We start from the raw sequence: 23,580 nt of genomic DNA on the forward strand, positions 1-23,580 counted from the left end.
GATTCGACGGCTTTTACCTGCTGTAGGAACGGGGAAGAAACTCGTGGCACGCGACGTGCTGACGGACCTCACGAAGGTCCGCAACATCGGCATCATGGCCCACATCGATGCGGGCAAGACCACCGCGACCGAACGGATCCTCTTCTACACGGGGATCAACCACAAGCTCGGCGAGACGCACGACGGCGCGTCGACGATGGACTGGATGGCCGAGGAGCAGAAGCGGGGGATCACGATCACCTCGGCTGCTACCACGACCTTCTGGGGCGACTGCCAGATCAACATCATCGATACGCCGGGGCACGTCGACTTCACCGCCGAGGTGGAGCGTTCGCTGCGCGTCCTGGACGGTGCCGTCGCCGTCTTCGACGGCAAGGAAGGTGTCGAGCCGCAGTCCGAGCAGGTCTGGCGGCAGGCGGACAAGTACGACGTGCCGCGCATCTGCTTCATCAACAAGATGGACAAGCTGGGCGCGGACTACTACTTCAGCGTGGACACCATCCGCGAACGGCTCGGTGCCCGCCCGCTGGTGCTGCAGCTGCCCATCGGCCGGGAATCCGAGTTCGAGGGCGTCGTCGACCTGATCAGCATGAAGGCGCTGACCTGGCGCGGTGACGTGAAGAAGGGCGAGCAGTACGAGATCGAGGACATCCCCGCGGACCTGGCCGAGAGCGCGGCCAAGTACCGCGAGGAGCTCATCGAGGCCGTGGCGGAGTCCGATGAAGAGCTGATGGAGGCCTACTTCGGTGGTGCGGAGCTGACCACCGAGCAGATCAAGACCGGCATCCGCAAGCTCACCATCAACCGCGAGGCGTTCCCGGTGCTGTGCGGCAGCGCGTTCAAGAACAAGGGCGTGCAGCCCATGCTCGACGCGGTGGTCGACTTCCTGCCGTCGCCGCTGGACGTGCCGCCGGTGCAGGGCCTGCTGCGGGACGGCGAGACCGAGGCCGAGCGCAAGCCGAGCACCCAGGAGCCGTTCGCGGCGCTGGTCTCGAAGGTTTCGGTGCACCCGTTCTACGGCAAGCTGACCTACGTCCGGGTCTACTCCGGCAAGATCTCCCAGGGTGCGCAGATCATGAACGCCACCCGGGAGCGCAAGGAGCGCATCGGGAAGCTGTTCCAGATGCACTCCAACAAGGAGAACCCGGTCGAGGAGGCGCAGGCGGGGCACATCTACGCCGTGGTGGGGCTCAAGGAGACCACCACCGGTGACACGCTCTGCGACCCGCAGAACCCGATCGTGCTCGAGTCGATGACCTTCCCGGAACCGGTCATCGACGTGGCGGTCGAGCCGAAGACCAAGGCCGACCAGGAGAAGCTGTCCACGGCGATCCAGAAGCTCGCCGAGGAGGACCCGACCTTCCGCGTCCACCACGACGAGGAGACCGGTCAGATGGTCCTGTCCGGCATGGGTGAGCTGCACCTGGAAGTCCTGGTCAACCGGATGAAGACGGACTTCAAGGTCGAGGCGAACATCGGTAAGCCGCAGGTGGCCTACCGGGAGACGATTCGCAAGCCGGTCGAGAAGTACGAGTACACGCACAAGAAGCAGACCGGTGGTTCCGGGCAGTTCGCCCGCGTCATCATCGCGCTCGAGCCGATCGAGCAGACCGCGGACAGTGCGACGTACGAGTTCGACAACAAGGTCACCGGCGGCCGCATCCCGCGCGAATACATTCCGTCGGTGGACGAAGGCGCCCAGGACGCCATGCAGTACGGCGTGCTGGCCGGCTACCCGCTGGTCGGCGTCAAGATGACGCTGCTGGACGGCCAGTACCACGAGGTCGACTCCTCGGAGATGGCGTTCAAGGTCGCCGGTTCGATCGCGATGAAGGAAGCCGCGCAGAAGGCTTCCCCGGCGATCCTGGAACCGGTGATGGCGGTCGAGGTGACCACGCCCGAGGACTACATGGGCGATGTCATCGGCGACTTGAACTCCCGACGTGGCCAGATCCAGGCCATGGAGGAGCGCAGCGGTGCGCGCGTCGTCAAGGCGCAGGTGCCGCTGTCCGAGATGTTCGGGTATGTCGGCGACCTGCGTTCTCGGACGCAGGGCCGCGCGAACTACTCGATGGTGTTCGACTCCTATGCCGAGGTTCCCGCGAACGTGGCGAAGGAGATCATCGCGAAGGCTACGGGCGAGTAATTCCCTGTAGTTCGGGGGCGGGTGGCCGCCGGTCGTCCGCCGCCAAACCCGACAGGACTCCGCCTGGCACTGAATCTTCGCGTCAGCAACGCGGGGACTGGCAAGTCGTACGGCGGAAAGAGAACAAGTCCAGGAGGACAATCCAGTGGCGAAGGCGAAGTTCGAGAGGGACAAGCCGCACGTCAACATCGGGACCATCGGTCACGTTGACCACGGCAAGACCACGCTGACCGCGGCCATCACCAAGGTGCTGCACGAAAAGCACCCGGAGCTGAACCCCTTCACGCCGTTCGACGAGATCGACAAGGCTCCGGAAGAGAAGACCCGCGGCATCACGATTCAGATCGCGCACGTCGAGTACCAGACCGAGAAGCGTCACTACGCGCACGTCGACGCTCCCGGTCACGCCGACTACGTGAAGAACATGATCACCGGTGCCGCCCAGATGGACGGTGCGATCCTGGTGGTCGCGGCGACCGACGGTCCGATGCCGCAGACCCGCGAGCACGTGCTGCTGGCCCGCCAGGTGGGCGTGCCCTACATCCTCGTCGCGCTGAACAAGGCCGACATGGTCGACGACGAGGAGATCATGGAGCTCGTGGAGATGGAGGTCCGCGAGCTGCTGACCGGCGAGGAGTACGCCGGCGACGACGTTCCGGTCGTCCGCGTCTCCGCGCTGAAGGCGCTGGAAGGCGACCCGGAGTGGACTGACAAGATCATGCAGCTCCTGGACGCCGTGGACGAGAACGTCCCGGACCCGCAGCGCGCGACCGACCAGCCCTTCCTGATGCCGGTCGAGGACGTCTTCTCGATCACCGGCCGCGGCACCGTGGTGACCGGCCGGGTCGAGCGCGGCATCATCAAGACCAGCGAAGAGGTCGAGCTGGTCGGCATCAAGGACAAGTCGATCAAGACCACGGTCACCGGCGTCGAGATGTTCCGCAAGCTGCTGGACCAGGGCCAGGCCGGGGACAACGTCGGCCTGCTGATCCGCGGCACCAAGCGCGAAGAAGTCGAGCGCGGCATGGTCGTCGTCAAGCCGGGTACCACGACCCCGCACACCGAGTTCGAGTGCCAGGTCTTCATCCGGTCCAAGGAGGACGGTGGCCGGCACACCCCGTTCTTCAACAACTACCGGCCGCAGTTCTACTTCCGCACCACCGACGTGACCGGTGTGGTGACCCTCCCCGAGGGCACCGAGATGGTCATGCCGGGCGACAACGTCGAGATGTCGGTGCAGCTCATCCAGCCGATCGCGATGGAGGAAGGCCTCCGCTTCGCGATTCGCGAGGGTGGCCGCACGGTCGGCGCCGGCCGCGTTACCAAGATCAACAAGTGATCTGAGGGCGAGGACCCGTTCCAGTAGGGGCGGGTCCTCGTCGGTTTTCCGGGGCCGTACCGCGGTGCTGCCCGGAAAGCCACCCCCGATTCGGGCTGGCGCAAGGCATGTGCCATCCTGTATGGGTTGCTCGTTCGGAGCGGCCGGTTTCCACCAGTCGTTCGGCGTTCGGAGAATTGTCCGTCGAGCTGGGGAAGTCCCGGCCGCTCCGCTGCGAGAAGCCCGCGCCCTGGAAGTTTCGGATCAGGACCGGTTTCGGCCGGGCCTGGGCGCTGCGATCCGCTGGTTCGCGGTATTCGCCGGTCCGGCAGGGTGCAAAGCAAGAGGTGTACGGGTCTTCGGGATCTTTTCCGGCGAGTTCTTCGCGCGGAATCATCTCAGCGGCCCATCCCAGCGGCGGAGTTCGGTGGGACCGGTTTGTGCACAGTGGGCGACACGCCCGACCGCGTGTACCGGGCACCAGCAACCTGAACAGGGGCGGACCAAGGGCTGGAGCTCCTCCGCGCGGATTCCCGCGGCGGGGTGCTCGACCGGCCCGGGCCGCGACGGGCACCCGAAGCCCATGGGCGCCAGGCGCCGCAGGCAGCTTCCGAGCTGCGCAGCGACGTCGCGCCGACCACTGGCGGCACGAGACTAGAGGAACGGCAAGCCACTATGGCGGGACAAAAGATCCGCATCCGGCTCAAGGCCTACGACCACGAGGCGATCGACGCGTCCGCGCGCAAGATCGTCGAGACCGTGACGCGCACCGGCGCTCGGGTCGTCGGGCCGGTGCCGCTGCCGACGGAGAAGAACGTCTACTGCGTCATCCGCTCTCCGCACAAGTACAAGGACTCGCGGGAGCACTTCGAGATGCGTACGCACAAGCGGCTGATCGACATCCTCGAACCGACGCCGAAGACGGTGGACGCGTTGATGCGCATCGACCTTCCGGCCAGCGTCGACGTGAACATCCAGTAAGGGTCGGCCCATCGTGAGGCGGGCCTGCACGGGCCTAGTGCGGAGAGAACGAGACTGATGTCTGACAGGCAGATCAAGGGGATTCTGGGCACCAAGCTCGGTATGACCCAGGTCTTCGACGAGAACAACCGGGTCGTGCCGGTGACCGTCGTGCAGACCGGGCCGAACGTGGTCACCCAGATCCGGACCCCCGACAAGGACGGCTACGCGGCCGTCCAACTGGCGTACGGCGCCATCGACCCCCGCAAGGTGAACAAGCCGCGCACCGGCCACTTCACCAAGGCCGGGGTCACCCCGCGGCGGCACCTGGTGGAACTGCGCACCAACGACGCCGGTGAGTACGAAATCGGCCAGGAGCTCACCGCCGAAGTCTTCGACAACGGCGCCGTGGTCGACGTGGTCGGTACGAGCAAGGGCAAGGGCTTCGCCGGCACGATCAAGCGGCACGGCTTCCACCGGCAGCCGATGAGCCACGGTACTCAGGCGGTGCACCGCAAGCCGGGTTCCATCGGCGGCTGCGCCACCCCGGGCCGCGTGTTCAAGGGCATGAAGATGTCCGGCCGGATGGGCGGCAACCGCGTGACCACCCAGAACCTCACGGTGCACCGGGTGGAGCAGGAGAGCGGCCTGTTGCTGATCAAGGGCGCCATCCCCGGCCCGAAGGGCGGTCTGGTGCTGGTTAAGAGCCCTGCGAAGGGTGGTGCGTGATGAGCTTGACGCTGGACGTCCGTACTCCGGACGGCGCGACCGACGGCAGCGTGGAGCTGCCCGCCGAGATCTTCGACGCGCAGGCCAACGTGGCCCTGCTGCACCAGGTGGTGACGGCCCAGCTCGCGGCCGCGCGCCAGGGCACGCACGCCACGAAGACCCGCGGCATGGTCTCCGGTGGCAGCAAGAAGCCGTACCGGCAGAAGGGCACGGGTAACGCCCGCCAGGGCTCGATCCGCGCCCCGCAGTTCGTCGGTGGCGGCACGGTGCACGGTCCGCAGCCCCGGGACTACACCCAGCGGACTCCCAAGAAGATGAAGGCCGCCGCGCTGCGCGGTGCGCTGTCCGACCGCACGCGCGCCGGTCAGCTGCACGTCGTGACGCACGTGGTGGGTGGCGAGACGCCGTCGACCAAGGCCGCCAAGTCCGCGGTCCGCACCTGGACCGAGGCCAAGCGCGTGCTGGTGGTGCTCAACCGCTCGGAGGAGGAGAACTCCTGGCTGAGCTTGCGCAACCTGCAGAACGTGCACCTGATCGACCCGAGCCAGCTCAACACCTACGACGTGCTGGTCAACGACGACGTGGTGTTCAGCAAGGCTGCGTTCGAGCGGTTCGTCGCCGGGCCTGCACGGGGTCGTTCGGCCAAGGCCGTGGCCACGTCGGCCGAGGCCGCGAGCGCTGAGGAGGCACAGCAGTGATCCCCGACCCGCGAGACATCATCCTGGCGCCGGTGATCTCCGAGAAGAGCTACGGGCTCTTGGAGGAGGGCCAGTACACCTTCCTGGTGCGTCCCGGCTCGAACAAGACCGAGATCAAGATCGCCGTGGAGAAGATCTTCGGCGTGAAGGTCAACAACGTGAACACGATCAACCGCGTCGGCAAGCGCAAGCGGACCCGGACCGGGTACGGCAAGCGCAAGGACACCAAGCGGGCGATCGTGACGCTGTCCCCGGAGAGCAAGCCGATCGAAATCTTCGGCGGCTCGGCTTCCTGACCGGCGCTGATTAGGACGAGGTTTCTACAGAGATGGGCATTCGCAAGCACAAGCCGACGACGGCGGGCCGTCGCGGTTCCAGCGTGTCCGACTTCTCCGAGATCACCCGGTCGCATCCGGAGAAGTCGCTGGTGCGCCCGTTGCACGGCCGCGGCGGCCGCAACGCGCACGGCAAGATCACCACGCGGCACCAGGGCGGCGGCCACAAGCGCGCCTACCGCGTGATCGATTTCCGCCGCAACGACAAGGACGGCGTGCCGGCCAAGGTCGCGCACATCGAGTACGACCCGAACCGCAGTGCCCGCATCGCGCTGCTGCACTACGTGGACGGCGAGAAGCGCTACATCATCGCGCCGAACAACGTGAAGCAGGGCGACCGGCTGGAGGCCGGCGCGCGTGCGGACATCAAGCCGGGCAACAACCTGCCGCTGCGCAACATCCCCACCGGCACCGTGATCCACGCGATCGAGCTGCGCCCCGGCGGCGGGGCGAAGATCGCGCGTTCCGCGGGCGCCCGGGTGCAGCTGGTGGCCAAGGACGGGCCGCACGCCCAGCTGCGGATGCCTTCGGGCGAGATCCGCAACGTGGACGCGCGCTGCCGGGCCACGGTGGGCGAGGTCGGCAACTCCGAGCACTCGAACATCAGCTGGGGCAAGGCGGGCCGGATGCGGTGGAAGGGCAAGCGCCCGGTCGTCCGCGGTGTCGTCATGAACCCGGTGGACCACCCGCACGGTGGCGGTGAGGGCCGGACTTCCGGCGGTCGCCACCCGGTCAACCCGAAGGGCCGCCCGGAGGGTCGCACCCGCCGCAGCAAGCCCAGCGACAAGCTCATCGTCCGTCGCCGTCGCACCGGCAAGAAGAAGCGCTGAGCAGGGAGGTAGCAGCAAATGCCACGCAGCCTGAAAAAGGGCCCGTTCGTGGACGACCACCTGCTCAAGAAGGTGGACGCGCTGAACGAGGCGAACAAGAAGACCGTGATCAAGACGTGGTCCCGCCGGTCCACGATCATCCCGGACATGCTCGGCCACACCTTCGCGGTGCACGACGGCCGCAAGCACATCCCGGTGTTCATCACCGAGGCGATGGTCGGGCACAAGCTGGGCGAGTTCGCGCCGACGCGGACCTTCAAGGGCCACGTCAAGGATGACCGGAAGTCGCGCCGCCGCTGAGCGGGGGCGAACCAAGAGCAAGGGGTAGCAGGATGACAGCCCGTTCCGACGACACCGCCGCGGACGCCAACCGCGCGGTGGCGCGGGCCCGCTTCGTCCGCGTGGCGCCGATGAAGGCGCGCCGCGTGGTCGAGCTCATCAAGGGCCGTAGCGCCAGCGAAGCCCTGGCCGTGCTCCAGTTCGCACCGCAGGCCGCCAGCGGTCAGGTGTCGAAGGTGCTCGCCAGCGCGGTCGCCAATGCGGAGAACAACCAGTCGCTCGACCCCGACACCCTGTGGGTGCACCGGGCGTACGTGGACGAAGGTCCGACGCTGAAGCGGTTCCAGCCGCGCGCCCAGGGGCGTGCCTACCGGATCCGCAAGCGGACCAGCCACATCACCGTCGAGGTGGAGTCGCGGCCGAAGGCGGCTAGCAAGTCGAAGAGCCAGAAGGGGAGTGCCCGGTAGTGGGTCAGAAGATCAACCCGCACGGCTTCCGACTCGGCATCACCACGGACTGGAAGTCCCGCTGGTACGCCGACAAGCAGTATTCGGAATACGTGGCGGAGGACGTCAAGATCCGCCGTCGGCTCTCTCGCGGTATGGAGCGCGCCGGTATCTCCAAGGTGGAGATCGAGCGCACCCGCGAGCGGGTCCAGGTGGACATCCACACCGCCCGGCCGGGCATCGTCATCGGCCGCCGCGGTGCCGAGGCGGACCGCATCCGCGATTCGCTGGAGAAGCTGACCGGCAAGCAGGTCCGGCTCAACATCCTCGAGGTGAAGAACTCCGAGGCGGACGCCCAGCTGGTCGCGCAGGGCGTGGCCGAGCAGCTGTCCAACCGCGTGTCCTTCCGGCGCGCGATGCGCAAGGCCATCCAGTCGGCCATGCGCTCGCCGCAGGTCAAGGGCATCCGGGTGCAGTGCGGCGGTCGTCTGGGCGGGGCCGAGATGTCCCGTTCGGAGTTCTACCGCGAAGGCCGGGTGCCGCTGCACACGCTGCGCGCGGACATCGACTACGGCTTCTTCGAGGCCCGCACCACGTTCGGCCGCATCGGCGTCAAGGTGTGGATCTACAAGGGCGAGCTGGTCGGCGGCCTGAAGCAGAAGCAGCAGGAGTCCGAGGTGCGCGCGCCGCGCGGCGAGGGCGGCGGCGGACGCGGTGAGCGCGGCGGCCGTTCCGAGCGCGGTGGCCGGCGTCGTTCCGGCGCTTCCGGCACCACCGGCTCCGGCGGTACCGAGGCCGGTCGCGCCGCCAAGGGCGGTTCGGCGGAGAGCCCGGAGCAGGCGCAGACCGCGGGCGACGCGGCCACTGCGAACGCTCCGGCCGTGGCCGAGCCGCAGGCCGATCAGAAGACGGAGGGCTGAGCAGTGCTGGTCCCACGCAAGGTGAGGTGGCGCAAGGCCCACGCGCCGAAGCGCTCGGGCTTCGCCAAGGGCGGCACCCGGATCAACTTCGGCGAGTACGGCATCCAGGCGCTCGAGCACGGCTACGTGACCAACCGCCAGATCGAGTCGGCCCGTATCGCCATCACCAGGCACGTCAAGCGTGGCGGCAAGGTGTGGATCAACATCTTCCCGGACCGCCCGCTGACCAAGAAGCCCGCCGAGACCCGGATGGGTTCCGGTAAGGGTTCGCCGGAGTACTGGGTCGCCAACGTCAAGCCGGGCCGCGTGATGTTCGAGCTGAACTTCCCGAACCGGAAGACCGCGGTCGAGGCGCTGACTCGCGCGGCGCACAAGCTCCCGATGAAGTGCAAGATCGTGTCCCGCGAGGGTGGTGACTTCTGATGGCAGCGGGTGTCACCGCTAGCGAACTCCGGGAACTGGGCGACGAGGAGCTCATCCAGCGCGTCCGGGAGTCGAAGGAGGAGCTGTTCAACCTCCGGTTCCAGATGGCGACCGGCCAGTTGGAGAACAACCGCCGGTTGCGCGTGGTCCGCAGGGACATCGCCCGGATCTACACCATCATGCGCGAGCGCGAGCTCGGCCTGACGGTGTCCCCTGACGCGACCGAGGAGGGCGCGGCATGAGCAGCCAGACCGAGGAGACCGCTGCGGCGCGGCGGAACTACCGCAAGATCCGCGAGGGCTACGTCGTGTCCGACAAGATGGACAAGACCGTCGTGGTCTCGCTGGAGGACCGCAAGAAGCACGCGCTCTACGGCAAGGTCATGCGCCAGACCAAGCGGGTCAAGGTGCACGACGAGGCCAACACCGCGGGCGTCGGCGACCGGGTGGTCCTGATGGAGACCCGGCCGCTGTCGGCGACGAAGCACTGGCGGCTCGTCGAAATCGTGGAGAAGGCCAAGTAAGGCATCGTCGCGCGGGCCGCTCGCCCCGGCGGGCGGCCCGCGCGCGGTGATGACCGCGCACGTCAGGTCGGGAATTTGGCGTGCCAGAGTGTGCCCGGGCGCAGGGTGCGGGCACTTAGGGTCAGGAGTCAGAAGTGATCCAGCAGGAGTCGCGACTGCGTGTCGCCGACAACACTGGGGCCAAGGAGATCCTCACGATCCGCGTCCTCGGTGGTTCCAGTCGGCGGTATGCAGGCATCGGCGACGTCATCGTCGCCACCGTGAAAGAAGCAATGCCCGGTGCCGGGATCAAGAAGGGCGATGTGGTCAAGGCCGTCATCGTCCGGCAGAAGAAGGAGAAGCGCCGTCCGGACGGCTCTTACATCCGCTTCGACGAGAACGCCGCGGTGCTGATCAAGACCGACGGCGGTCCGCGCGGCACCCGCATCTTCGGCCCCGTCGGCCGCGAGCTGCGCGACAAGAAGTACATGAAGATCATCTCGCTCGCGCCGGAGGTGCTGTGATGAAGATCAAGAAGGGCGACACGGTCGTCGTGATCTCCGGCAAGGACAAGGGTGCCCGGGGCAAGGTCATCGCGTCCTATCCGCAGCGCGAGCGGGTGCTGGTCGAGGGCGTGAACCGGATCAAGAAGCACACCAAGGTCTCCCGGACCGAGCGCGGTGCGCAGTCCGGCGGGATCGTCACGCAGGAGGCGCCCATCCACATCAGCAACGTGATGGTGGTCGACTCCGACGGCACCCCCACGCGCGTGGGCTACCGGTTCGATGAGGACGGCAAGAAGGTCCGCATCTCCCGCCGCAACGGGAAGGACATCTGATCATGACGACGACGGAGAAGATCGTCCCCCGGCTCAAGACCCGGTACCGCGACGAGATCCGCTCGGCGCTGCAGGAGGAGTTCCAGTACTCCAACCCGATGCTGGTGCCCGGCGTGGTCAAGGTCGTCGTGAACATGGGTGTCGGCGACGCCGCGCGGGACAGCAAGCTGATCGAAGGCGCCGTGCGCGACCTGACGACCATCACCGGCCAGCGTCCCGAGGTGCGCCGGGCCCGCAAGTCCATCGCGCAGTTCAAGCTGCGCGAGGGGATGCCGATCGGCGCGCGCGTCACGCTGCGCGGCGACCGGATGTGGGAGTTCCTCGACCGCCTGGTCACGATCTCGCTGCCGCGGATCCGCGACTTCCGGGGCCTGTCCCCGAAGCAGTTCGACGGGCACGGCAACTACACCTTCGGGCTCAACGAGCAGTCGATGTTCCACGAGATCGACCCGGACTCGATCGACCGCCCGCGCGGGATGGACATCACCGTGGTGACCACGGCCGCCACCAATGAGGAAGGCCGGGTGCTGCTGCGCCAGCTGGGCTTCCCGTTCAAGGAGCAGTGATGTCGGGCATCGCTGGGCGTCGAAACAAGGAGAACTGAGCCGATGGCCAAGAAGGCGCTGATCAACAAGGCCGCGCGCAAGCCGAAGTTCAAGGTGCGGGGCTACACCCGCTGCCAGCGTTGCGGCCGTCCGCGGTCGGTCTTCCGCAAGTTCGGCCTCTGCCGGGTGTGCTTCCGCGACATGGCGCACGCCGGCGAGCTGCCGGGCGTGAGCAAGGCTTCCTGGTGACCGCCCGCCCACCGGGCTGCGATAGGCAATCGGTACGCTCGGTGGGCATCACCAGGGCTTTTACCCGCTTCGGCGGGCGGGCGCTGCCGGGTTCGACGACCCGCGCGCGCCGATGACGTGGCCTGCCCGCGGGCAGGCGTGATCCGACTTCGCCCAGGCCAGGATCCAGACCCCCGTGCGCGGGTGCGTCCGGCTCCGTCGGAACCAGGTGAGAAAGGTGGACCAGGTCACCATGACGATGACCGACCCCATCGCAGACATGCTGACCCGTCTGCGGAATGGAAGCTCGGCATACCACGACGAGATCGTGATGCCGCACTCGAAGCTCAAGGCGAACATCGCCGAGATCCTCAAGCGCGAGGGCTACGTCTCGGGTTCCCGCGAGGAGCAGGGCGAGAAGGGCAAGAACCTCGTCGTCGAGCTCAAGTACGGGCCGAACCGCGAGAAGAGCATCGCCGGCCTGCGGCGGGTCTCCAAGCCCGGCCTGCGGGTCTACGCGAAGTCCACGAACCTGCCGAAGGTCCTCGGCGGGCTGGGCATCGCGATCATTTCCACGTCGGGCGGTCTGGTGACCGACCGGCAGGCCATCAAGCAGGGCGTGGGCGGGGAAGTCCTCGCCTACGTGTGGTGAGGGAGGAGGAGCATGTCGCGTATCGGGAAACTTCCGGTCACCGTGCCCTCCGGTGTCGAGGTCACCATCGACGGGCAGGCGGTGACGGTCCAGGGGCCGAAGGGCACCCTGTCGCAGCAGATCGCCGAGCCGATCACCGTCGCGCAGGACGACGACGGGTCGGTCCTGGTCAACCGGCCGGACGACGAGCGGGAGAACCGCTCGCTGCACGGCCTGTCGCGCAGCCTGGTCAACAACATGGTGCTGGGCGTCAGCCAGGGCTTCCAGAAGGACCTGGAGATCCACGGCGTGGGTTACCGGGTGCAGCTCAAGGGCGCGAACCTGGAGTTCGCGCTGGGCTACAGCCACCCCATCGTGATCGAGCCGCCGCAGGGCATCGAGTTCGCCATCGACGGTCCCTCGAAGCTGACGGTCAAGGGCATCGACAAGCAGTTGGTGGGCGAGGTCGCCGCCAGGATCCGCAAGCTGCGCCGTCCGGACCCGTACAAGGGCAAGGGTGTGCGCTACGCGGGCGAAGCCATCCGCCGCAAGGTCGGGAAGACGGGTAAGTGACCATGAGCGAGACAACTACTGCTACGAAGCGCAAGCCCGTGGGTCAGAGCATCTCGACCGTGCGTCGGAACGCCCGGGACAAGCGCCACTTCCGGCTGCGCAAGAAGATCAGCGGCACGCCCGCGCGCCCGCGCCTGGCCGTGACCCGCTCCACGCGGCACATCGTCGCGCAGGTCATCGACGACGTCGCCGGCCACACGCTGGCTTCGGCTTCCACCAAGGAAGCCGGCCTGCAGGGCATCGAGGGCGACAAGAAGGCCAAGGCGACCAAGGTCGGCGAGCTCGTCGCGGCCCGGGCCAAGGACGCCGGTGTCGAGAAGGTCGTGTTCGACCGGGGCGGCAACGCCTACCACGGCCGGGTGGCCGCGCTGGCGGACGCCGCTCGCGACGGCGGGCTGGAGTTCTGACATGCGTACGACTGAAATGACGACGATCGAAAGGGACGCCTGATGCCTGGACGCACTCGGCGTGACGGCGGTTCGGAGTCCGGCGGCAAAGACCGCAAGGACCGCCGCGACGGTGGCCGTGGCGGGGCGGCCCAAGACAAGAGCATGCAGTTCGAGCGCGTCGTGACGATCAACCGCGTCGCGAAGGTCGTCAAGGGCGGCCGGCGGTTCAGCTTCACCGCGCTCGTGGTCGTCGGCGACACCGACGGAATGGTCGGTGTCGGCTACGGCAAGGCCAAGGAGGTGCCCGCGGCGATCGCCAAGGGCGTCGAGGAGGCGAAGAAGAACTTCTTCCGCGTCCCGCGCCTGGGCGGCACCATCACCCACCCCGTGCAGGGTGAGGACGCCGCAGGCGTGGTCATGCTGCGGCCTGCCAGCGCCGGTACCGGTGTCATCGCCGGTGGCCCGGTGCGCGCGGTGCTGGAAGGCGCAGGCGTGCACGACGTGCTGAGCAAGTCGCTGGGCAGCGACAACCCGATCAACATCGTGCACGCCACGGTGGCGGCGCTGAAGGCCCTGCAGCGTCCGGAGGAGGTCGCGGCCCGCCGCGGCCTGCCGCTGGAAGACGTGGCCCCGGCGTCCGTGCTGCGGGCGCGCGCCGGTCAGGGGGTGTGATCCGATGTCGCAGCTGAAGATCACCCAGGTTCGCGGTCTGGTCGGCACCAGGCGCAACCAGCGCGAGAGCATGCGCTCCCTCGGCCTGCGCAAGATCCGGCAGTCCGTGGTGCGCCCGGACGACCCGAACACGCGTGGTCTGGTCAAGGCCGTGCACCACTTGGTCACGGTTGAGGAGGTCGACTGAGCATGGTCATCAAGATTCACGATCTGCGGCCTGCTCCGGGCTCGAACCGGGACCGCATCCGGGTCGGTCGCGGTGAGGGCTCGAAGGGCAAGACCGCCGGTCGCGGCACCAAGGGCACCAAGGCCCGGAAGAACGTCTCCCCGCGCTTCGAGGGCGGGCAGATGCCGCTGCAGATGCGGCTGCCGAAGCTGCGCGGTTTCAAGAACCGCAACCGCGTGGAGTACCAAGGCGTCAACATCGGCCGGATCGCCGCGGCCTTCCCGAACGGGGGCACCGTCGGCATCGACGAGCTGATCTCCGCTGGGCTGGCCAACAAGGGCGAGCTGGTGAAGGTGCTGGGCGGCGGCGAGCTGGAGGGCGTCAAGGTGGATGTCACCGCGCACGCCTTCACCGGCAGCGCCCAGGAGAAGATCACCGCCGTGGGCGGTTCGGCGACGAAGCTGGAGCGCTGAGCTCCGGAACGCATCGCCTCGCAAGGGCCGGTCGACCTTCGGGTCGGCCGGCCTTTTCGCGTTTTCAGCGGTATTGCGCCGATGCGCGGGTGGTGCGCGCGAGCGCTGGTCAGCGGTGCCGTGCGGGGCGCTCGGACCGGTCCGGAGCAGCCCGGCTCCGCCGCACAGTGGTGCGGAAATTGCTGACCGTGCCTTCCGAACGATGCATGCGAGCGCTCCCATCGGTCGGTACATGGCGTTTCGCGACCCGCTTAGGTTGACCGTGCCGGTGCGCGGCGACATCGGCGCGGATCGACCGTGAGGAGCGGGTATGCGGCATCGGAAACTACGAGCGGGGCTGTCGGTGGTGGCGCTGTCCCTGCTGGCCGCAGGCACACCCGCTGTGGCGGGTGCGCAGGGCGGTGACGCGGGCGAGACCGCGCGGCACTGCAACTTCGATGCGATGACCGGGCAGCAGCGCTGCTTCGGCAGCGTGCAGGAGGCCACCGCCGACGTCCGGGCCCGATCGGGCGTGCGCGCAGGCGAGATCACCCAGGCGACGTTGTTCGACGAGAAGGACTTCGGCGGCGCCAGCTTCACCGTCTACGGCGACGGGCTGTGCGAGAAGAACGACCAGGTCGATTACCAGATCAACCTGCCGGAGGACTGGCAGAACCGGGTGTCCTCGGTGCAGCCGTGGGGCGACTGCTGGATCTGGCTGTATCCGGAACCGGATCTCGGCGGCGATCGGGACGGTCCGTTCAAGCAGAACACCGGCGACGTCGGCGAGCTGATGAACGACCGCACCCGGTCGGTCGGGCTCAGCTGAGCCGCCCGCGAACCCAGCCGGTCGCGGGCGCCGTGCCCGGCGGACCCAGATCGAGGAGCCCCCATGTCCCATCGACGCTCGTGCGCGGTCCTGGCCTCAGCGTGCTCGCTGGCCGCGGTCGCGTTCGCGAGTCCGGCGGCGGCTGCTGAGGAGCCGACCACCCGTGAGCTGCTGGAGAAGTGCGACAACGGCACCGACAGCTGCGTGTTCCACCCCGAAGGCGAACCGGAGTACTACACCGACGAGGCCAAAACCGTCGGCGACCCCGTCTACAACTGCACCGACGGTCTGCAGCGCTCGGCCGTCGAGTGGTCCGACACCACCTCGCAGAGCAACAGCGTCGGCCTGTCGATGACCACCGAGGCCGGTTTCGGCAAGGCGTTCGCGGTCTCCTACGAGCAGACCTACGAGCACACCTGGGAGGAATCGCACACCGAGTCCCAGACCACGAACGTCGACACCCGGCCCGCCGAGGTCGGGTGGGTCGAGCGCGCCCCGCAGATGCAGAAGGTCAAGGGCACTTACGAGCTGCATTTCGAGGACAAGTTCTACGACCACTACATCTGGTACGTGCCGATGGAGGTCACCGGCCCTGCCGAGGACTCCTCGCAGGCGGTCAGCCAGCACGTCCGGCCGATGACGGATGAGGAGAAGGGCCAGTGCCCGTGATCACGACGCGCTCGTGGGCAGGAAGGAAGATCTTCTGATGATCCGCCGCACCATCACCGCCGCGGGCGTGACCGCCTTGGCGGGACTGCTGATCGCGCCACCGGCCTCCGCGGCGGATGAGCCGACCGCGCGGGAACTGCTGGAGAAGTGCGACAACGGCACCGACAGCTGCGTGTTCCACCCCGAGGGCGAACCGGAGTACTTCCAGAACAACTCCGAGCAGGTGGGCAGCCCGACGTTCAACTGCACCGACCGCAAGCAGCGCATGACGGTTTCGTGGTCGGACACCACCAGCGAGAGCAACAGCCTCGGGCTGTCGATGGAGACCTCGTTCGGCGAGGTGTTCAAGGTGAGCTTCAAGACCACCTACGGGCACGAGTGGAAGCAGTCGCACACCGAGACCCAGACGACGAACATCGACGTCAACGGCGGCGACGTCGGGCGGGTCTACCACGGTCCGCAGATGCAGAAGGTCAAGGGAACCTACGAGCTGCACTTCGAGGACAAGTTCTACGACCACTACATCTGGTACGTGCCGATGGAGGTCACCGGCCCGGCCGACGAGCAGACGAGCACGGTCACCCAGGACACCAGCCCGATGACCGACGAGGAGCGCCAGGCCAACTGCGGCTGACCCTCGGTGAAACGGTTCGACAGGGCCGTCCGGCACCGCGCCGGGCGGCCCCTCGAGTTACCACTGGTCGTGCCCGGCAGGGCGCGAACGCGGGCAGGCTTGACGCCGGGTGCGGCGAATCACCGCCGACCGACGGAGCGTGTCCGGCGACCTGCTAGGGTCGCCCAGGCAGCACCGTGCCGGGCACGGTGCTGCGGATTTTCCAGCCGTGCCGGCCCCCGCTACGAGGTTCTGGGAAGCCGGCCACCGTCCCGGCCGGTACCACCCGGCTCGCGCAACAGGAGGTTCGCGTGCTCGGCGCCTTCCGCTCGGCTCTGGCGACGCCGGACCTGCGCCGCAAGATCCTGTTCACCCTGGGCATGGTCGTGCTCTACCGGCTCGGCGCCACGATTCCCTCTCCCGGGGTTTCGTACCCGAACGTCCAGACGTGCTACCAGGAGTTGCAGGGCAGTCAAAGCGTTTTCTCGCTGCTGAACCTCTTCAGCGGCGGCGCGCTCCTGCAGTTGTCGGTGTTGTCGCTGGGCATCATGCCCTACATCACCGCGAGCATCATCGTGCAGCTGCTGCAGGTGGTCATCCCGCGCTTCGAGCAGCTGAAGAAGGAAGGCCAGTCCGGCCAGGCGAAGCTGACGCAGTACACCCGATACCTCGCGATCGCGCTGGCGGTGCTGCAGGGCACGGGCATCGTCGCGCTCGCCGAGCGGGGCCAGCTGTTCCCGAACTGCAGCGCGGACGTCATCCCGGACAGCTCGGTGCTGAACCTGATCTCCATCGTGGTCGTGATGACCGCGGGTGCGGCGCTGCTGATGTGGATGGGTGAGCTGATCACCGAGCGCGGCATCGGCAACGGCATGTCGCTGCTGATCTTCACCTCGATCGCGGCGCGGATCCCCGCCGAGGGCGGCAAGATCCTGCAGACGCACGGCGGTCTGGTGTTCGGCGTCGTGTGCGCCTTCGCCGTGGTGATCATTGGCACGGTCGTGTTCATCGAGCAGGCGCAGCGCCGGATCCCGGTGCAGTACGCCAAGCGCATGATCGGCCGCCGGATGTACGGCGGGACCTCGACCTACCTGCCGCTGAAGGTGAACCAGGCCGGTGTCATCCCGGTGATCTTCGGTTCCTCGCTGCTGTACCTGCCGCAGCTGCTCGGGCAGCTGGCGGGCAACCAGAACTCCTGGTGGGCCCAGTTCATCCAGACCTACATCGTCGATCCGTCCAGCTGGGTGCACATCCTGCTGTACATGGCGATGATCATCTTCTTCGCCTACTTCTACGTCTCGATCACGTTCAACCCGGAGGAACGTGCCGACGAGATGAAGAAGTTCGGCGGCTTCATCCCGGGCATCCGCCCGGGCAGGCCCACTGCCGAGTACCTGAGCTTCGTGCTCTCCAGGATCACGCTGCCCGGTTCGCTGTACCTGGGCATCATCGCGATCCTGCCGAACTTCTTCCTGGGGCTGACCGGCCAGGGCGGGAACCAGAACTTCCCGTTCGGCGGCACCGCAGTGCTGATCATGGTCAACGTGGGCTTGGACACGGTGAAGCAGATCGAGAGCCAGCTCACGCAGCGCAATTACGAGGGATTCCTCCGGTAAACTCGCTCGACACGAGCACCGGGCGACGCTTCCGGTTCCGCATCGCGAAATAGAAAAGCCGTTTCGCGGAACCCGTGCGTTAGGGTGTTCGTTCGTGGCGGTGCGCGGCTCGGCCGCCGCCCGGAGCTTCCGGGACGTCGAGCCGATCCGCACCGGTCCCCGCGCCGGGCAACGGGCACGGCGATCAGCATCCGCGTTCGGCGTGAAATGCGGAGCGCTCGACGAAGGTGGCGGCAGACCACCGGACTGATTCGGAGGCAGACCCTTGGTGCGATTGGTTCTCGTCGGCCCGCCGGGTGCGGGCAAGGGCACCCAAGCGGCCGTGCTGGGCGAACAGCTCGCCGTACCGCACATTTCCACCGGCGACCTGTTCCGGGCGAACATCGGCAACTCCACGCCGCTCGGGCAGAAGGCCAAGTCCTACATGGACGCCGGTGAGCTGGTACCCGACGAGGTCACCAACGAGATGGTGCGCGAGCGGCTGGCCGAACCGGACGCGCAGCAGGGCTTCCTGCTCGACGGGTTCCCGCGCACCACGCCGCAGGCCGACGTGCTCGGCGACATCCTCGGCGAGAACGGCATGGAACTGACCGCGGTGCTGCAGTTCGACGTGCCGGAGGAGGAACTGGTCAAGCGGATGCTCGAGCGCGGCCGCTCGGACGACACCGAGGACGTGATCCGGCGCAGGTTCGCGGTCTACGAGTCGGAGACGGCGCCGCTGCTGGAGTACTACCGGGACAAGGTCATCACGGTCGACGCCGTCGGTTCGGTCGAGGAGATCACCGAGCGCGCGCTGCAGGCGTTGGGCAAGCAGCGGGCCTGAGACAGCTCACCAGCAACCAGGAACGGACGGGATCGCGGGTGTTTCGGCGAGGCAAGGGCATCGAGCTCAAGTCGGCGGGGGAGATCGAGGCGATGCGCGCGGCCGGGTTGGTCGTGGCCCGCGCGCTGGCCGCCGTTTCCGCGGCGGCGAAGCCGGGCGTGAGCACCGGCGAGCTCGACGAGATAGCCGAGCAGACGATCCGGGACGCCCGCGCCGTCCCGTCCTTCCAGGGCTACCACGGGTTCCCGGCGTCGATCTGCACCTCGCTGAACGAGAAGGTGGTGCACGGCATCCCGTCGAAGTCGGAGGTGCTGGCCGAAGGCGACCTGCTGTCGGTGGACTGCGGGGCGATCCTGGAAGGCTGGCACGGCGACTCGGCGGTCAGCATCGGCGTCGGCGAGCTCAGCTCCCGGGACCGGGCGCTGTCCGAGGCGACCCGCAAGGCGATGTGGGCGGGGTTGCAGCGCGCCGAGCCGGGCAAGCACCTGTCCGACATCTCCTACGCGGTGCAGACCGCGGCGCAGACCTCGTCGGCGGTGGACGGCGTCGACTACGGGATCATCGCCGAGTACGGCGGGCACGGGATCGGCACCGAGATGCACATGGAGCCGTTCCTGCCGAACCTCGGCAAGCCCGGCCGCGGCCCGAAGCTGCGGGTCGGGATGGCGCTGGCGGTGGAGCCGATGCTCACGCTGGGTTCGGCGGTGACCCGCGAACTGGACGACGAGTGGACCGTGGTGACCTTCGACGGTTCGCGCGCTTCGCACTGGGAGCACACCGTCGCGATCACCGAGAACGGCCCTTGGGTGCTCACCGAGGCCGAGGACGCCGACGCCCGCTGATGGCCGCCGGGCCGCCGCTCAGTTGATCGGGCGGCGGCAGGCGTAGACCCGGGCGGGCGGGACGTTGCGCCACACCGCGCTGCGCGGCAGCACTTCTTCGAAGGTCTCTTCCAGGATCCGCGTGAAGGCGATCGTGTTCGCCCGCCACAGCGTCGTCAGGTACGTGACCGTGGTGAACACGCCTTGCGGGGTGAGGATCTTCGCGACCTCGCCGAGCAGGGCGCGTTGCTGCTCGGCGGGAAGCAGCGTCCACGGGATGCTGCTGATCACCGCGTCCACCTGGTCGCGGCCGGTGGCGGCGAGCAGCTCGGTGAGGTGCCGCGCGTCGCCCTCGATGACCTCCAGCCACGGTTTGGCGCTTCGCAGGTAGCGCACCAGTTCCGGGTCGATCTCCACCGCGAAGTGATCGGCGGCGGCGGGCAGCCGCTCGTGCAGCGCGTTGCTCAGCGCACCGGTACCGGGCCCCAGCTCCAGCACTCTCGGCGCGCCGCTGGCGGGCACGACCCGCGCCACGGCCTTCGCGACGTGCTCGGAGGTGGGCAGCACGGCGCCCACGGTGCTGGGCTGCCGCAAGGCGCGCGTGACGAACGTGCGGTACTCGCGCAGCTTGGCCTGGTTGCTCACGGGCGGCTTCTCCTGGCTCGGTCGGGCTGGGCTGTCCTGCCCGCACGGTAGTGGGCCGTACGGGTGCGGCCGGTGCGCGGTCCGCAGGCGTACGGCGGGAGCCCGCTCAGCGCAGCGGCCGGCGGCAGATGTAGTGCAGGATCGGGGGGAAGTTGCGCCAGGTGGTGTGCGTGAGGACCTCGTCGAAGGTGTCGGCCAGGCGAGTGCGGAAGCGCCGACCCCCCGAGTTGTGCTCGGCCGGCACGTAGGTGAGCGCGGTGAACGCGCCGTGCGGCGCCAGCGCCTCGGCGGCTTGGCGCAGGATCCGGTCCTGCTCGGTGTCTTCCAGCAGCGACCACGGAATGCTGGTGATCACCGCGTCCACCTGCTCGATGCCCCGCTGCGCCAGCAGTTCGACCAGTTCGCCCGCGTCGCCGTGCACCAGCTCCATCCACGGCGCGTGCACCCGCAGGTGTTCGACCATGCTGGCGACGACCTCGATGCCGATGTGCCGCGCTTCGGCGGGCAGCCGCTGCCGGATGCCGCTGCTGAGCGAGCCGGTGCCCGGACCCAGCTCGACCACCACCGGCCGCCCGGTGGTCGGCACCACCTGCGCGACGACATCGGCGACCGCGGCGGAGGTGGGCGTGGCCGCGCCGACCTGCTTGGGGTTGTGGAAAGCGCTGCTGAAGAACGTGCGGTACTCGCCGATCCGGGCGGCCGGTTTGATCAGCGGTTTCCTGCGGGCGGACGAGCGGCTGTCCTGCTGGGCTGTCACGTCTCTCCTCGGAGCACGGGCCGCGCGCGCCGATGGTCGAGCGATCGGACGATCACGGCGGTGGACGAGCGGAATGATCAGGCGGTGCGCCGGCCTGCGCGTGGACGCACTGCTGCCGGACCGCGTTGTCGGGCAGCCGATCGAGTTGAACGTAGACAGCGGGGAACGCGCACCGCAACCACCCCCGCCAGTGATCGGCGGGCGCAAACCGGTGATCTTCTACGCGTTTCCGGTGTTGCGGGCGGTGCGCTCGGCCGTGCCCGGCGCGACCGGCGCAGTCCGCCTCGCACCCGGGGTGAAGTGCCCATTCGGCGTGCGCGTACAGTGGAGCATCGGCGCACGCATCGCGCCGGTTTGCCGTGCCTTGAGGGAACACCGGCCCCTTGGGGAGTCGGTTCCGCTTCGAGGATCCGGCCCATGAGGAGCCTGGTTCCAGGAACGGAAGTCCTTTTCGGGCTGCTGTCCTCCGGGCGCTGCGCTCGGAGGGGTTCGCAGGGGGCTTTTTCCTGGGAGCGTCTTCTCGCCGCACGGCTCGCCGCCGTTTTCCAGGGGGTGTCCGAACCGGTCGAAGTGCGTCCGATCGCTTGTCCTGGGAAGTCTCCGGGGCGGGCGGCCGAAGGCGCAAGCCTACAAACCGTCACCGTCACGAAACGCGGAGGACATGGGCAAGAAGGACGGGGCCATTGAGGTCGAGGGTCGGGTGATCGAACCGCTACCCAACGCGATGTTCCGCGTCGAGTTGGAGAACGGGCACAAGGTCCTCGCGCACATCAGTGGCAAGATGCGACAGCACTACATCCGCATCCTGCCCGAAGACCGGGTCGTCGTGGAGCTCTCGCCCTACGACCTCTCCCGTGGGCGCATCGTCTACCGCTACAAGTGACCTCCACGGTGTCCGGCGAGACCGGGCACGCCGTCCGAGCAGGAGCACGACCGTGAAGGTCCAGCCGAGTGTGAAGAAGATCTGCGACAAGTGCCAGATCATCCGCCGTCACGGGCGGGTGCTGGTGATTTGCGACAACCAGCGCCACAAGCAGCGCCAGGGCTGATCGCGACTCGCAGCCAGACAACCGAGGGAACTCCCCTGACCAGCCGGTCCGCGAGTGGACCGGTGCGACCCCCGGGTCCAGGCCGGGGCTCCGCGCGCTGACACCGGCGCGGGGACGGCAGGGGTTGCAGACCTGGAACGAACCGAAGGAGACCTGCCGAGATGGCACGGATCAGCGGTGTCGACCTCCCGCGCGACAAGCGCATGGAGATCGCGCTGACTTACATCTTCGGGGTCGGCCGCAGCCGGTCCCAGGAGATCCTGAAGGCGACGGACGTCCCGTTCGACGTCCGGGCGAAGGACCTCGACGACGATCAGCTCGCGCGGCTGCGCGAGCACATCGAGAACAACTACCGGGTCGAGGGTGACCTGCGCCGCGAGGTCGCGGCCGACATCCGCCGGAAGATCGAAATCGGCTGCTACGAGGGCACGCGGCACCGCCGCCACCTGCCGTTGAACGGGCAGCGGACGAAGACCAACGCCCGCACCCGCAAGGGGCCGAAGAAGACGGTCGCCGGCAAGAAGAAGGCCGGGAAGAAGTAAGCCTCGCTAGGAGACCACGACAGCTATGCCACCCAAGTCTCGCGCCGGCGCCGTCAAGAAGGTGCGGCGCAAGGAAAAGAAGAATGTTGCGCACGGACAGGCGCACATCAAGAGCACCTTCAACAACACCATCGTGTCGGTCACGGACCCGACCGGTGCGGTGATCAGCTGGGCCTCCGCGGGCCACGTCGGGTTCAAGGGCTCCCGCAAGTCCACCCCGTACGCCGCGCAGATGGCCGCGGAGAACGCCGCCCGCAAGGCCGCCGAGCACGGCATGAAGAAGGTCGACGTGTTCGTCAAGGGCCCCGGTTCCGGCCGGGAGACGGCGATCCGCTCGCTGCAGGCCGCCGGCCTCGAGGTCGGCACGATCCAGGACGTGACCCCGCAGCCGCACAACGGCTGCCGGCCGCCCAAGCGGCGCCGGGTCTGATCGCGGGAAGGGAGTAGAAGAAGATGGCACGTTACACCGGTCCCGCGACCCGTAAGTCCCGCCGGTTGAAGGTCGATCTCGTCGGCGGTGACCAGGCGTTCGAGCGCCGTCCGTACCCGCCGGGCCAGCACGGCCGCGCGCGGATCAAGGAAACCGAGTACCTGCTGCAGCTGCAGGAGAAGCAGAAGGCCCGCTACACCTACGGCGTGCTGGAGCGGCAGTTCCGCTCCTACTACGAGGAGGCCAACCGGCGCTCCGGCCGTACCGGCGAGAACCTGCTGCAGCTGCTGGAGTCCCGGCTGGACAACGTCATCTACCGGTCGGGCCTGGCCCGCACCCGGCGGATGGCCCGCCAGCTGGTCAACCACAGCCACTTCCTGGTCAACGGCCAGAACGTGAACATCCCCAGCTTCCAGGTGTCCAAGTTCGACATCATCGACGTGCGGCCGAAGTCGCTGGGCATGACGCCGTTCATCATCGCCAAGGAGACCCTGGGCGAGCGGCCGGTTCCGGGTTGGCTGCAGGTCGTGCCGTCGAACCTGCGGATCCTGGTGCACCAGCTCCCGGAGCGCGCGCAGATCGACACCCCGGTCACCGAGCAGCTCATCGTCGAGTTCTACTCGAAGTGACGCTTCCCGCCGGCGGCCACGCGTGGTCGCCGGCGGTGGCAGTTCGGGTGGCGGGATCGGATTCCGCCGCCCGCCCG

Annotated in this window: 36 protein-coding genes; 34 read left to right on the forward strand and 2 right to left on the reverse strand. The window is 68.0% G+C overall.

The window, feature by feature from the left end; genetic code table 11:
* Positions 1-43: 43 nt before the first annotated feature.
* The 29 genes from fusA (at position 44) to map (ending at position 19,472) form a co-directional block, all read left to right on the forward strand.
* Positions 44-2,146 carry an elongation factor G gene (gene fusA, locus V1457_RS10135; protein WP_200069027.1) on the forward strand — a complete coding sequence of 701 codons (2,103 nt, stop codon included), beginning with the start codon at positions 44-46 and terminating at the stop codon, positions 2,144-2,146.
* Between the two features lie 145 nt (positions 2,147-2,291).
* Entirely contained in the window at positions 2,292-3,485 is a 1,194-nt protein-coding gene (tuf, locus tag V1457_RS10140) for an elongation factor Tu (RefSeq protein WP_200069028.1), read from the forward strand.
* 654 nt (positions 3,486-4,139) lie between these two features.
* Complete coding sequence (rpsJ, locus tag V1457_RS10145; RefSeq protein ID WP_009948626.1) at positions 4,140-4,445, forward strand: 30S ribosomal protein S10; 306 nt, start codon at positions 4,140-4,142, stop codon at positions 4,443-4,445.
* Between the two features lie 57 nt (positions 4,446-4,502).
* Complete coding sequence (gene rplC / locus V1457_RS10150) at positions 4,503-5,153, forward strand: 50S ribosomal protein L3 (protein WP_200069029.1); 651 nt, start codon at positions 4,503-4,505, stop codon at positions 5,151-5,153.
* The gene (rplD, locus tag V1457_RS10155; RefSeq protein WP_200069030.1) at positions 5,153-5,851 is read left to right on the forward strand and encodes a 50S ribosomal protein L4; all 699 of its coding nucleotides are present in this window, start codon (positions 5,153-5,155) and stop codon (positions 5,849-5,851) included. The genes rplC and rplD overlap by 1 nt, the downstream gene beginning before the upstream one ends.
* Positions 5,848-6,147, forward strand: a complete 300-nt coding sequence (rplW, locus tag V1457_RS10160) for a 50S ribosomal protein L23 (RefSeq protein ID WP_295150907.1) — start codon at positions 5,848-5,850, stop codon at positions 6,145-6,147. The genes rplD and rplW overlap by 4 nt, the downstream gene beginning before the upstream one ends.
* Before the next feature lie 32 nt (positions 6,148-6,179).
* Positions 6,180-7,016: a 50S ribosomal protein L2 gene (gene rplB / locus V1457_RS10165; RefSeq protein ID WP_200069031.1), complete on the forward strand. Its 837-nt coding sequence runs from the start codon at positions 6,180-6,182 to the stop codon at positions 7,014-7,016.
* An 18-nt stretch (positions 7,017-7,034) separates the two neighbouring features.
* Positions 7,035-7,316: a 30S ribosomal protein S19 gene (rpsS, locus tag V1457_RS10170; RefSeq protein WP_338602849.1), complete on the forward strand. Its 282-nt coding sequence runs from the start codon at positions 7,035-7,037 to the stop codon at positions 7,314-7,316.
* A gap of 32 nt (positions 7,317-7,348) precedes the next feature.
* Positions 7,349-7,762, forward strand: coding sequence for a 50S ribosomal protein L22 (rplV, locus tag V1457_RS10175; protein WP_200069033.1), 414 nt, complete (start codon positions 7,349-7,351; stop codon positions 7,760-7,762).
* A complete protein-coding gene (rpsC, locus tag V1457_RS10180) occupies positions 7,762-8,661 on the forward strand; it encodes a 30S ribosomal protein S3 (protein WP_200069034.1) in 900 nt (299 codons plus the stop codon). The genes rplV and rpsC overlap by 1 nt, the downstream gene beginning before the upstream one ends.
* 3 nt (positions 8,662-8,664) lie before the next feature.
* Complete coding sequence (rplP, locus tag V1457_RS10185; RefSeq protein WP_200069035.1) at positions 8,665-9,084, forward strand: 50S ribosomal protein L16; 420 nt, start codon at positions 8,665-8,667, stop codon at positions 9,082-9,084.
* The gene (rpmC, locus tag V1457_RS10190) at positions 9,084-9,326 is read left to right on the forward strand and encodes a 50S ribosomal protein L29 (protein WP_200069036.1); all 243 of its coding nucleotides are present in this window, start codon (positions 9,084-9,086) and stop codon (positions 9,324-9,326) included. Before rplP ends, rpmC begins: the two co-directional genes overlap by 1 nt.
* Positions 9,323-9,607 (forward strand): 30S ribosomal protein S17, encoded by a 285-nt coding sequence (gene rpsQ, locus V1457_RS10195; protein ID WP_200069037.1) that lies wholly within the window; start codon positions 9,323-9,325, stop codon positions 9,605-9,607. The genes rpmC and rpsQ overlap by 4 nt, the downstream gene beginning before the upstream one ends.
* Positions 9,608-9,741: 134 nt before the next feature.
* On the forward strand, positions 9,742-10,110 hold the full coding sequence (gene rplN / locus V1457_RS10200) for a 50S ribosomal protein L14 (RefSeq protein ID WP_200069038.1): 369 nt from the start codon (positions 9,742-9,744) through the stop codon (positions 10,108-10,110).
* Entirely contained in the window at positions 10,110-10,424 is a 315-nt protein-coding gene (gene rplX / locus V1457_RS10205) for a 50S ribosomal protein L24 (protein WP_200069039.1), read from the forward strand. Before rplN ends, rplX begins: the two co-directional genes overlap by 1 nt.
* A 2-nt stretch (positions 10,425-10,426) precedes the next feature.
* Entirely contained in the window at positions 10,427-10,990 is a 564-nt protein-coding gene (rplE, locus tag V1457_RS10210) for a 50S ribosomal protein L5 (protein ID WP_200069040.1), read from the forward strand.
* Positions 10,991-11,032: 42 nt separating this feature from the next.
* Positions 11,033-11,218 carry a type Z 30S ribosomal protein S14 gene (locus V1457_RS10215; protein ID WP_200069041.1) on the forward strand — a complete coding sequence of 62 codons (186 nt, stop codon included), beginning with the start codon at positions 11,033-11,035 and terminating at the stop codon, positions 11,216-11,218.
* Between the two features lie 232 nt (positions 11,219-11,450).
* On the forward strand, positions 11,451-11,849 hold the full coding sequence (gene rpsH / locus V1457_RS10220) for a 30S ribosomal protein S8 (protein ID WP_200069385.1): 399 nt from the start codon (positions 11,451-11,453) through the stop codon (positions 11,847-11,849).
* Between the two features lie 12 nt (positions 11,850-11,861).
* Positions 11,862-12,401 carry a 50S ribosomal protein L6 gene (gene rplF, locus V1457_RS10225; protein ID WP_200069042.1) on the forward strand — a complete coding sequence of 180 codons (540 nt, stop codon included), beginning with the start codon at positions 11,862-11,864 and terminating at the stop codon, positions 12,399-12,401.
* 2 nt (positions 12,402-12,403) lie between these two features.
* Complete coding sequence (gene rplR, locus V1457_RS10230; protein ID WP_200069043.1) at positions 12,404-12,808, forward strand: 50S ribosomal protein L18; 405 nt, start codon at positions 12,404-12,406, stop codon at positions 12,806-12,808.
* Positions 12,809-12,850: 42 nt separating this feature from the next.
* Positions 12,851-13,462, forward strand: coding sequence for a 30S ribosomal protein S5 (gene rpsE / locus V1457_RS10235; protein ID WP_200069044.1), 612 nt, complete (start codon positions 12,851-12,853; stop codon positions 13,460-13,462).
* 4 nt (positions 13,463-13,466) lie between these two features.
* Positions 13,467-13,649: a 50S ribosomal protein L30 gene (gene rpmD, locus V1457_RS10240; RefSeq protein WP_200069045.1), complete on the forward strand. Its 183-nt coding sequence runs from the start codon at positions 13,467-13,469 to the stop codon at positions 13,647-13,649.
* A gap of 2 nt (positions 13,650-13,651) precedes the next feature.
* Positions 13,652-14,101: a 50S ribosomal protein L15 gene (gene rplO, locus V1457_RS10245; protein ID WP_200069046.1), complete on the forward strand. Its 450-nt coding sequence runs from the start codon at positions 13,652-13,654 to the stop codon at positions 14,099-14,101.
* Between the two features lie 310 nt (positions 14,102-14,411).
* Positions 14,412-14,909, forward strand: coding sequence for a hypothetical protein (locus tag V1457_RS10250; RefSeq protein WP_338602862.1), 498 nt, complete (start codon positions 14,412-14,414; stop codon positions 14,907-14,909).
* Positions 14,910-14,972: 63 nt separating this feature from the next.
* Positions 14,973-15,578, forward strand: coding sequence for a hypothetical protein (locus tag V1457_RS10255; RefSeq protein WP_338602865.1), 606 nt, complete (start codon positions 14,973-14,975; stop codon positions 15,576-15,578).
* A gap of 37 nt (positions 15,579-15,615) precedes the next feature.
* Positions 15,616-16,212, forward strand: a complete 597-nt coding sequence (locus V1457_RS10260; RefSeq protein ID WP_200069049.1) for a hypothetical protein — start codon at positions 15,616-15,618, stop codon at positions 16,210-16,212.
* A 290-nt stretch (positions 16,213-16,502) separates the two neighbouring features.
* A complete protein-coding gene (gene secY, locus V1457_RS10265; protein WP_200069050.1) occupies positions 16,503-17,807 on the forward strand; it encodes a preprotein translocase subunit SecY in 1,305 nt (434 codons plus the stop codon).
* Between the two features lie 265 nt (positions 17,808-18,072).
* Positions 18,073-18,630: an adenylate kinase gene (locus tag V1457_RS10270; RefSeq protein ID WP_200069051.1), complete on the forward strand. Its 558-nt coding sequence runs from the start codon at positions 18,073-18,075 to the stop codon at positions 18,628-18,630.
* Positions 18,631-18,668: 38 nt separating this feature from the next.
* Entirely contained in the window at positions 18,669-19,472 is an 804-nt protein-coding gene (map, locus tag V1457_RS10275) for a type I methionyl aminopeptidase (protein WP_200069052.1), read from the forward strand.
* 18 nt (positions 19,473-19,490) lie between these two features.
* Here map and V1457_RS10280 read toward each other — a convergent pair whose 3' ends face one another.
* Together V1457_RS10280 and V1457_RS10285 are read right to left on the reverse strand one after the other, a co-directional pair.
* On the reverse strand, positions 19,491-20,096 hold the full coding sequence (locus V1457_RS10280) for a methyltransferase domain-containing protein (protein ID WP_200069053.1): 606 nt from the start codon (positions 20,094-20,096) through the stop codon (positions 19,491-19,493).
* A gap of 106 nt (positions 20,097-20,202) precedes the next feature.
* Positions 20,203-20,853, reverse strand: a complete 651-nt coding sequence (locus V1457_RS10285; protein ID WP_307849931.1) for a methyltransferase domain-containing protein — start codon at positions 20,851-20,853, stop codon at positions 20,203-20,205.
* A gap of 661 nt (positions 20,854-21,514) precedes the next feature.
* Here V1457_RS10285 and infA point away from each other — a divergent pair.
* The 5 genes from infA to rpsD all read left to right on the forward strand — a co-directional run bounded on the left by infA (position 21,515) and on the right by rpsD (position 23,503).
* Positions 21,515-21,736, forward strand: coding sequence for a translation initiation factor IF-1 (infA, locus tag V1457_RS10290; RefSeq protein WP_009948665.1), 222 nt, complete (start codon positions 21,515-21,517; stop codon positions 21,734-21,736).
* A 52-nt stretch (positions 21,737-21,788) separates the two neighbouring features.
* Positions 21,789-21,902, forward strand: coding sequence for a 50S ribosomal protein L36 (gene rpmJ / locus V1457_RS10295; RefSeq protein WP_184476415.1), 114 nt, complete (start codon positions 21,789-21,791; stop codon positions 21,900-21,902).
* A 161-nt stretch (positions 21,903-22,063) separates the two neighbouring features.
* Positions 22,064-22,444: a 30S ribosomal protein S13 gene (gene rpsM / locus V1457_RS10300; protein WP_200069054.1), complete on the forward strand. Its 381-nt coding sequence runs from the start codon at positions 22,064-22,066 to the stop codon at positions 22,442-22,444.
* A gap of 25 nt (positions 22,445-22,469) precedes the next feature.
* Entirely contained in the window at positions 22,470-22,874 is a 405-nt protein-coding gene (rpsK, locus tag V1457_RS10305) for a 30S ribosomal protein S11 (protein WP_200069055.1), read from the forward strand.
* A 23-nt stretch (positions 22,875-22,897) separates the two neighbouring features.
* Positions 22,898-23,503, forward strand: a complete 606-nt coding sequence (gene rpsD, locus V1457_RS10310) for a 30S ribosomal protein S4 (protein ID WP_200069056.1) — start codon at positions 22,898-22,900, stop codon at positions 23,501-23,503.
* The last annotated feature ends 77 nt before the right edge of the window (positions 23,504-23,580 follow it).

The organism is Saccharopolyspora sp. SCSIO 74807 (assembly GCF_037023755.1).
GTDB classification, from domain to species: Bacteria; Actinomycetota; Actinomycetes; order Mycobacteriales; family Pseudonocardiaceae; genus Saccharopolyspora_C; species Saccharopolyspora_C galaxeae.

What these genes read in the sequence shown, in the direction of transcription:
- rpsM (WP_200069054.1), top strand. Translation starts at nt 22,064, where the DNA reads ATGGCACGGATCAGCGGTGTCGACCTCCCGCGCGACAAGCGCATGGAG.
- rpmD (WP_200069045.1), top strand. Translation starts at nt 13,467, where the DNA reads ATGTCGCAGCTGAAGATCACCCAGGTTCGCGGTCTGGTCGGCACCAGG.
- rpsK (WP_200069055.1), top strand. Translation starts at nt 22,470, where the DNA reads ATGCCACCCAAGTCTCGCGCCGGCGCCGTCAAGAAGGTGCGGCGCAAG.
- rplE (WP_200069040.1), top strand. Translation starts at nt 10,427, where the DNA reads ATGACGACGACGGAGAAGATCGTCCCCCGGCTCAAGACCCGGTACCGC.
- V1457_RS10260 (WP_200069049.1), top strand. Translation starts at nt 15,616, where the DNA reads ATGATCCGCCGCACCATCACCGCCGCGGGCGTGACCGCCTTGGCGGGA.
- V1457_RS10250 (WP_338602862.1), top strand. Translation starts at nt 14,412, where the DNA reads ATGCGGCATCGGAAACTACGAGCGGGGCTGTCGGTGGTGGCGCTGTCC.
- rplF (WP_200069042.1), top strand. Translation starts at nt 11,862, where the DNA reads ATGTCGCGTATCGGGAAACTTCCGGTCACCGTGCCCTCCGGTGTCGAG.
- rpmC (WP_200069036.1), top strand. Translation starts at nt 9,084, where the DNA reads ATGGCAGCGGGTGTCACCGCTAGCGAACTCCGGGAACTGGGCGACGAG.
- V1457_RS10255 (WP_338602865.1), top strand. Translation starts at nt 14,973, where the DNA reads ATGTCCCATCGACGCTCGTGCGCGGTCCTGGCCTCAGCGTGCTCGCTG.
- rpsE (WP_200069044.1), top strand. Translation starts at nt 12,851, where the DNA reads ATGCCTGGACGCACTCGGCGTGACGGCGGTTCGGAGTCCGGCGGCAAA.
- rplX (WP_200069039.1), top strand. Translation starts at nt 10,110, where the DNA reads ATGAAGATCAAGAAGGGCGACACGGTCGTCGTGATCTCCGGCAAGGAC.
- V1457_RS10215 (WP_200069041.1), top strand. Translation starts at nt 11,033, where the DNA reads ATGGCCAAGAAGGCGCTGATCAACAAGGCCGCGCGCAAGCCGAAGTTC.
- rpsH (WP_200069385.1), top strand. Translation starts at nt 11,451, where the DNA reads ATGACGATGACCGACCCCATCGCAGACATGCTGACCCGTCTGCGGAAT.
- rplC (WP_200069029.1), top strand. Translation starts at nt 4,503, where the DNA reads ATGTCTGACAGGCAGATCAAGGGGATTCTGGGCACCAAGCTCGGTATG.
- infA (WP_009948665.1), top strand. Translation starts at nt 21,515, where the DNA reads ATGGGCAAGAAGGACGGGGCCATTGAGGTCGAGGGTCGGGTGATCGAA.
- rplO (WP_200069046.1), top strand. Translation starts at nt 13,652, where the DNA reads ATGGTCATCAAGATTCACGATCTGCGGCCTGCTCCGGGCTCGAACCGG.
- rplR (WP_200069043.1), top strand. Translation starts at nt 12,404, where the DNA reads ATGAGCGAGACAACTACTGCTACGAAGCGCAAGCCCGTGGGTCAGAGC.
- rpsQ (WP_200069037.1), top strand. Translation starts at nt 9,323, where the DNA reads ATGAGCAGCCAGACCGAGGAGACCGCTGCGGCGCGGCGGAACTACCGC.
- rplB (WP_200069031.1), top strand. Translation starts at nt 6,180, where the DNA reads ATGGGCATTCGCAAGCACAAGCCGACGACGGCGGGCCGTCGCGGTTCC.
- rplV (WP_200069033.1), top strand. Translation starts at nt 7,349, where the DNA reads ATGACAGCCCGTTCCGACGACACCGCCGCGGACGCCAACCGCGCGGTG.
- rpsJ (WP_009948626.1), top strand. Translation starts at nt 4,140, where the DNA reads ATGGCGGGACAAAAGATCCGCATCCGGCTCAAGGCCTACGACCACGAG.
- rplD (WP_200069030.1), top strand. Translation starts at nt 5,153, where the DNA reads ATGAGCTTGACGCTGGACGTCCGTACTCCGGACGGCGCGACCGACGGC.
- rpsS (WP_338602849.1), top strand. Translation starts at nt 7,035, where the DNA reads ATGCCACGCAGCCTGAAAAAGGGCCCGTTCGTGGACGACCACCTGCTC.
- rpsD (WP_200069056.1), top strand. Translation starts at nt 22,898, where the DNA reads ATGGCACGTTACACCGGTCCCGCGACCCGTAAGTCCCGCCGGTTGAAG.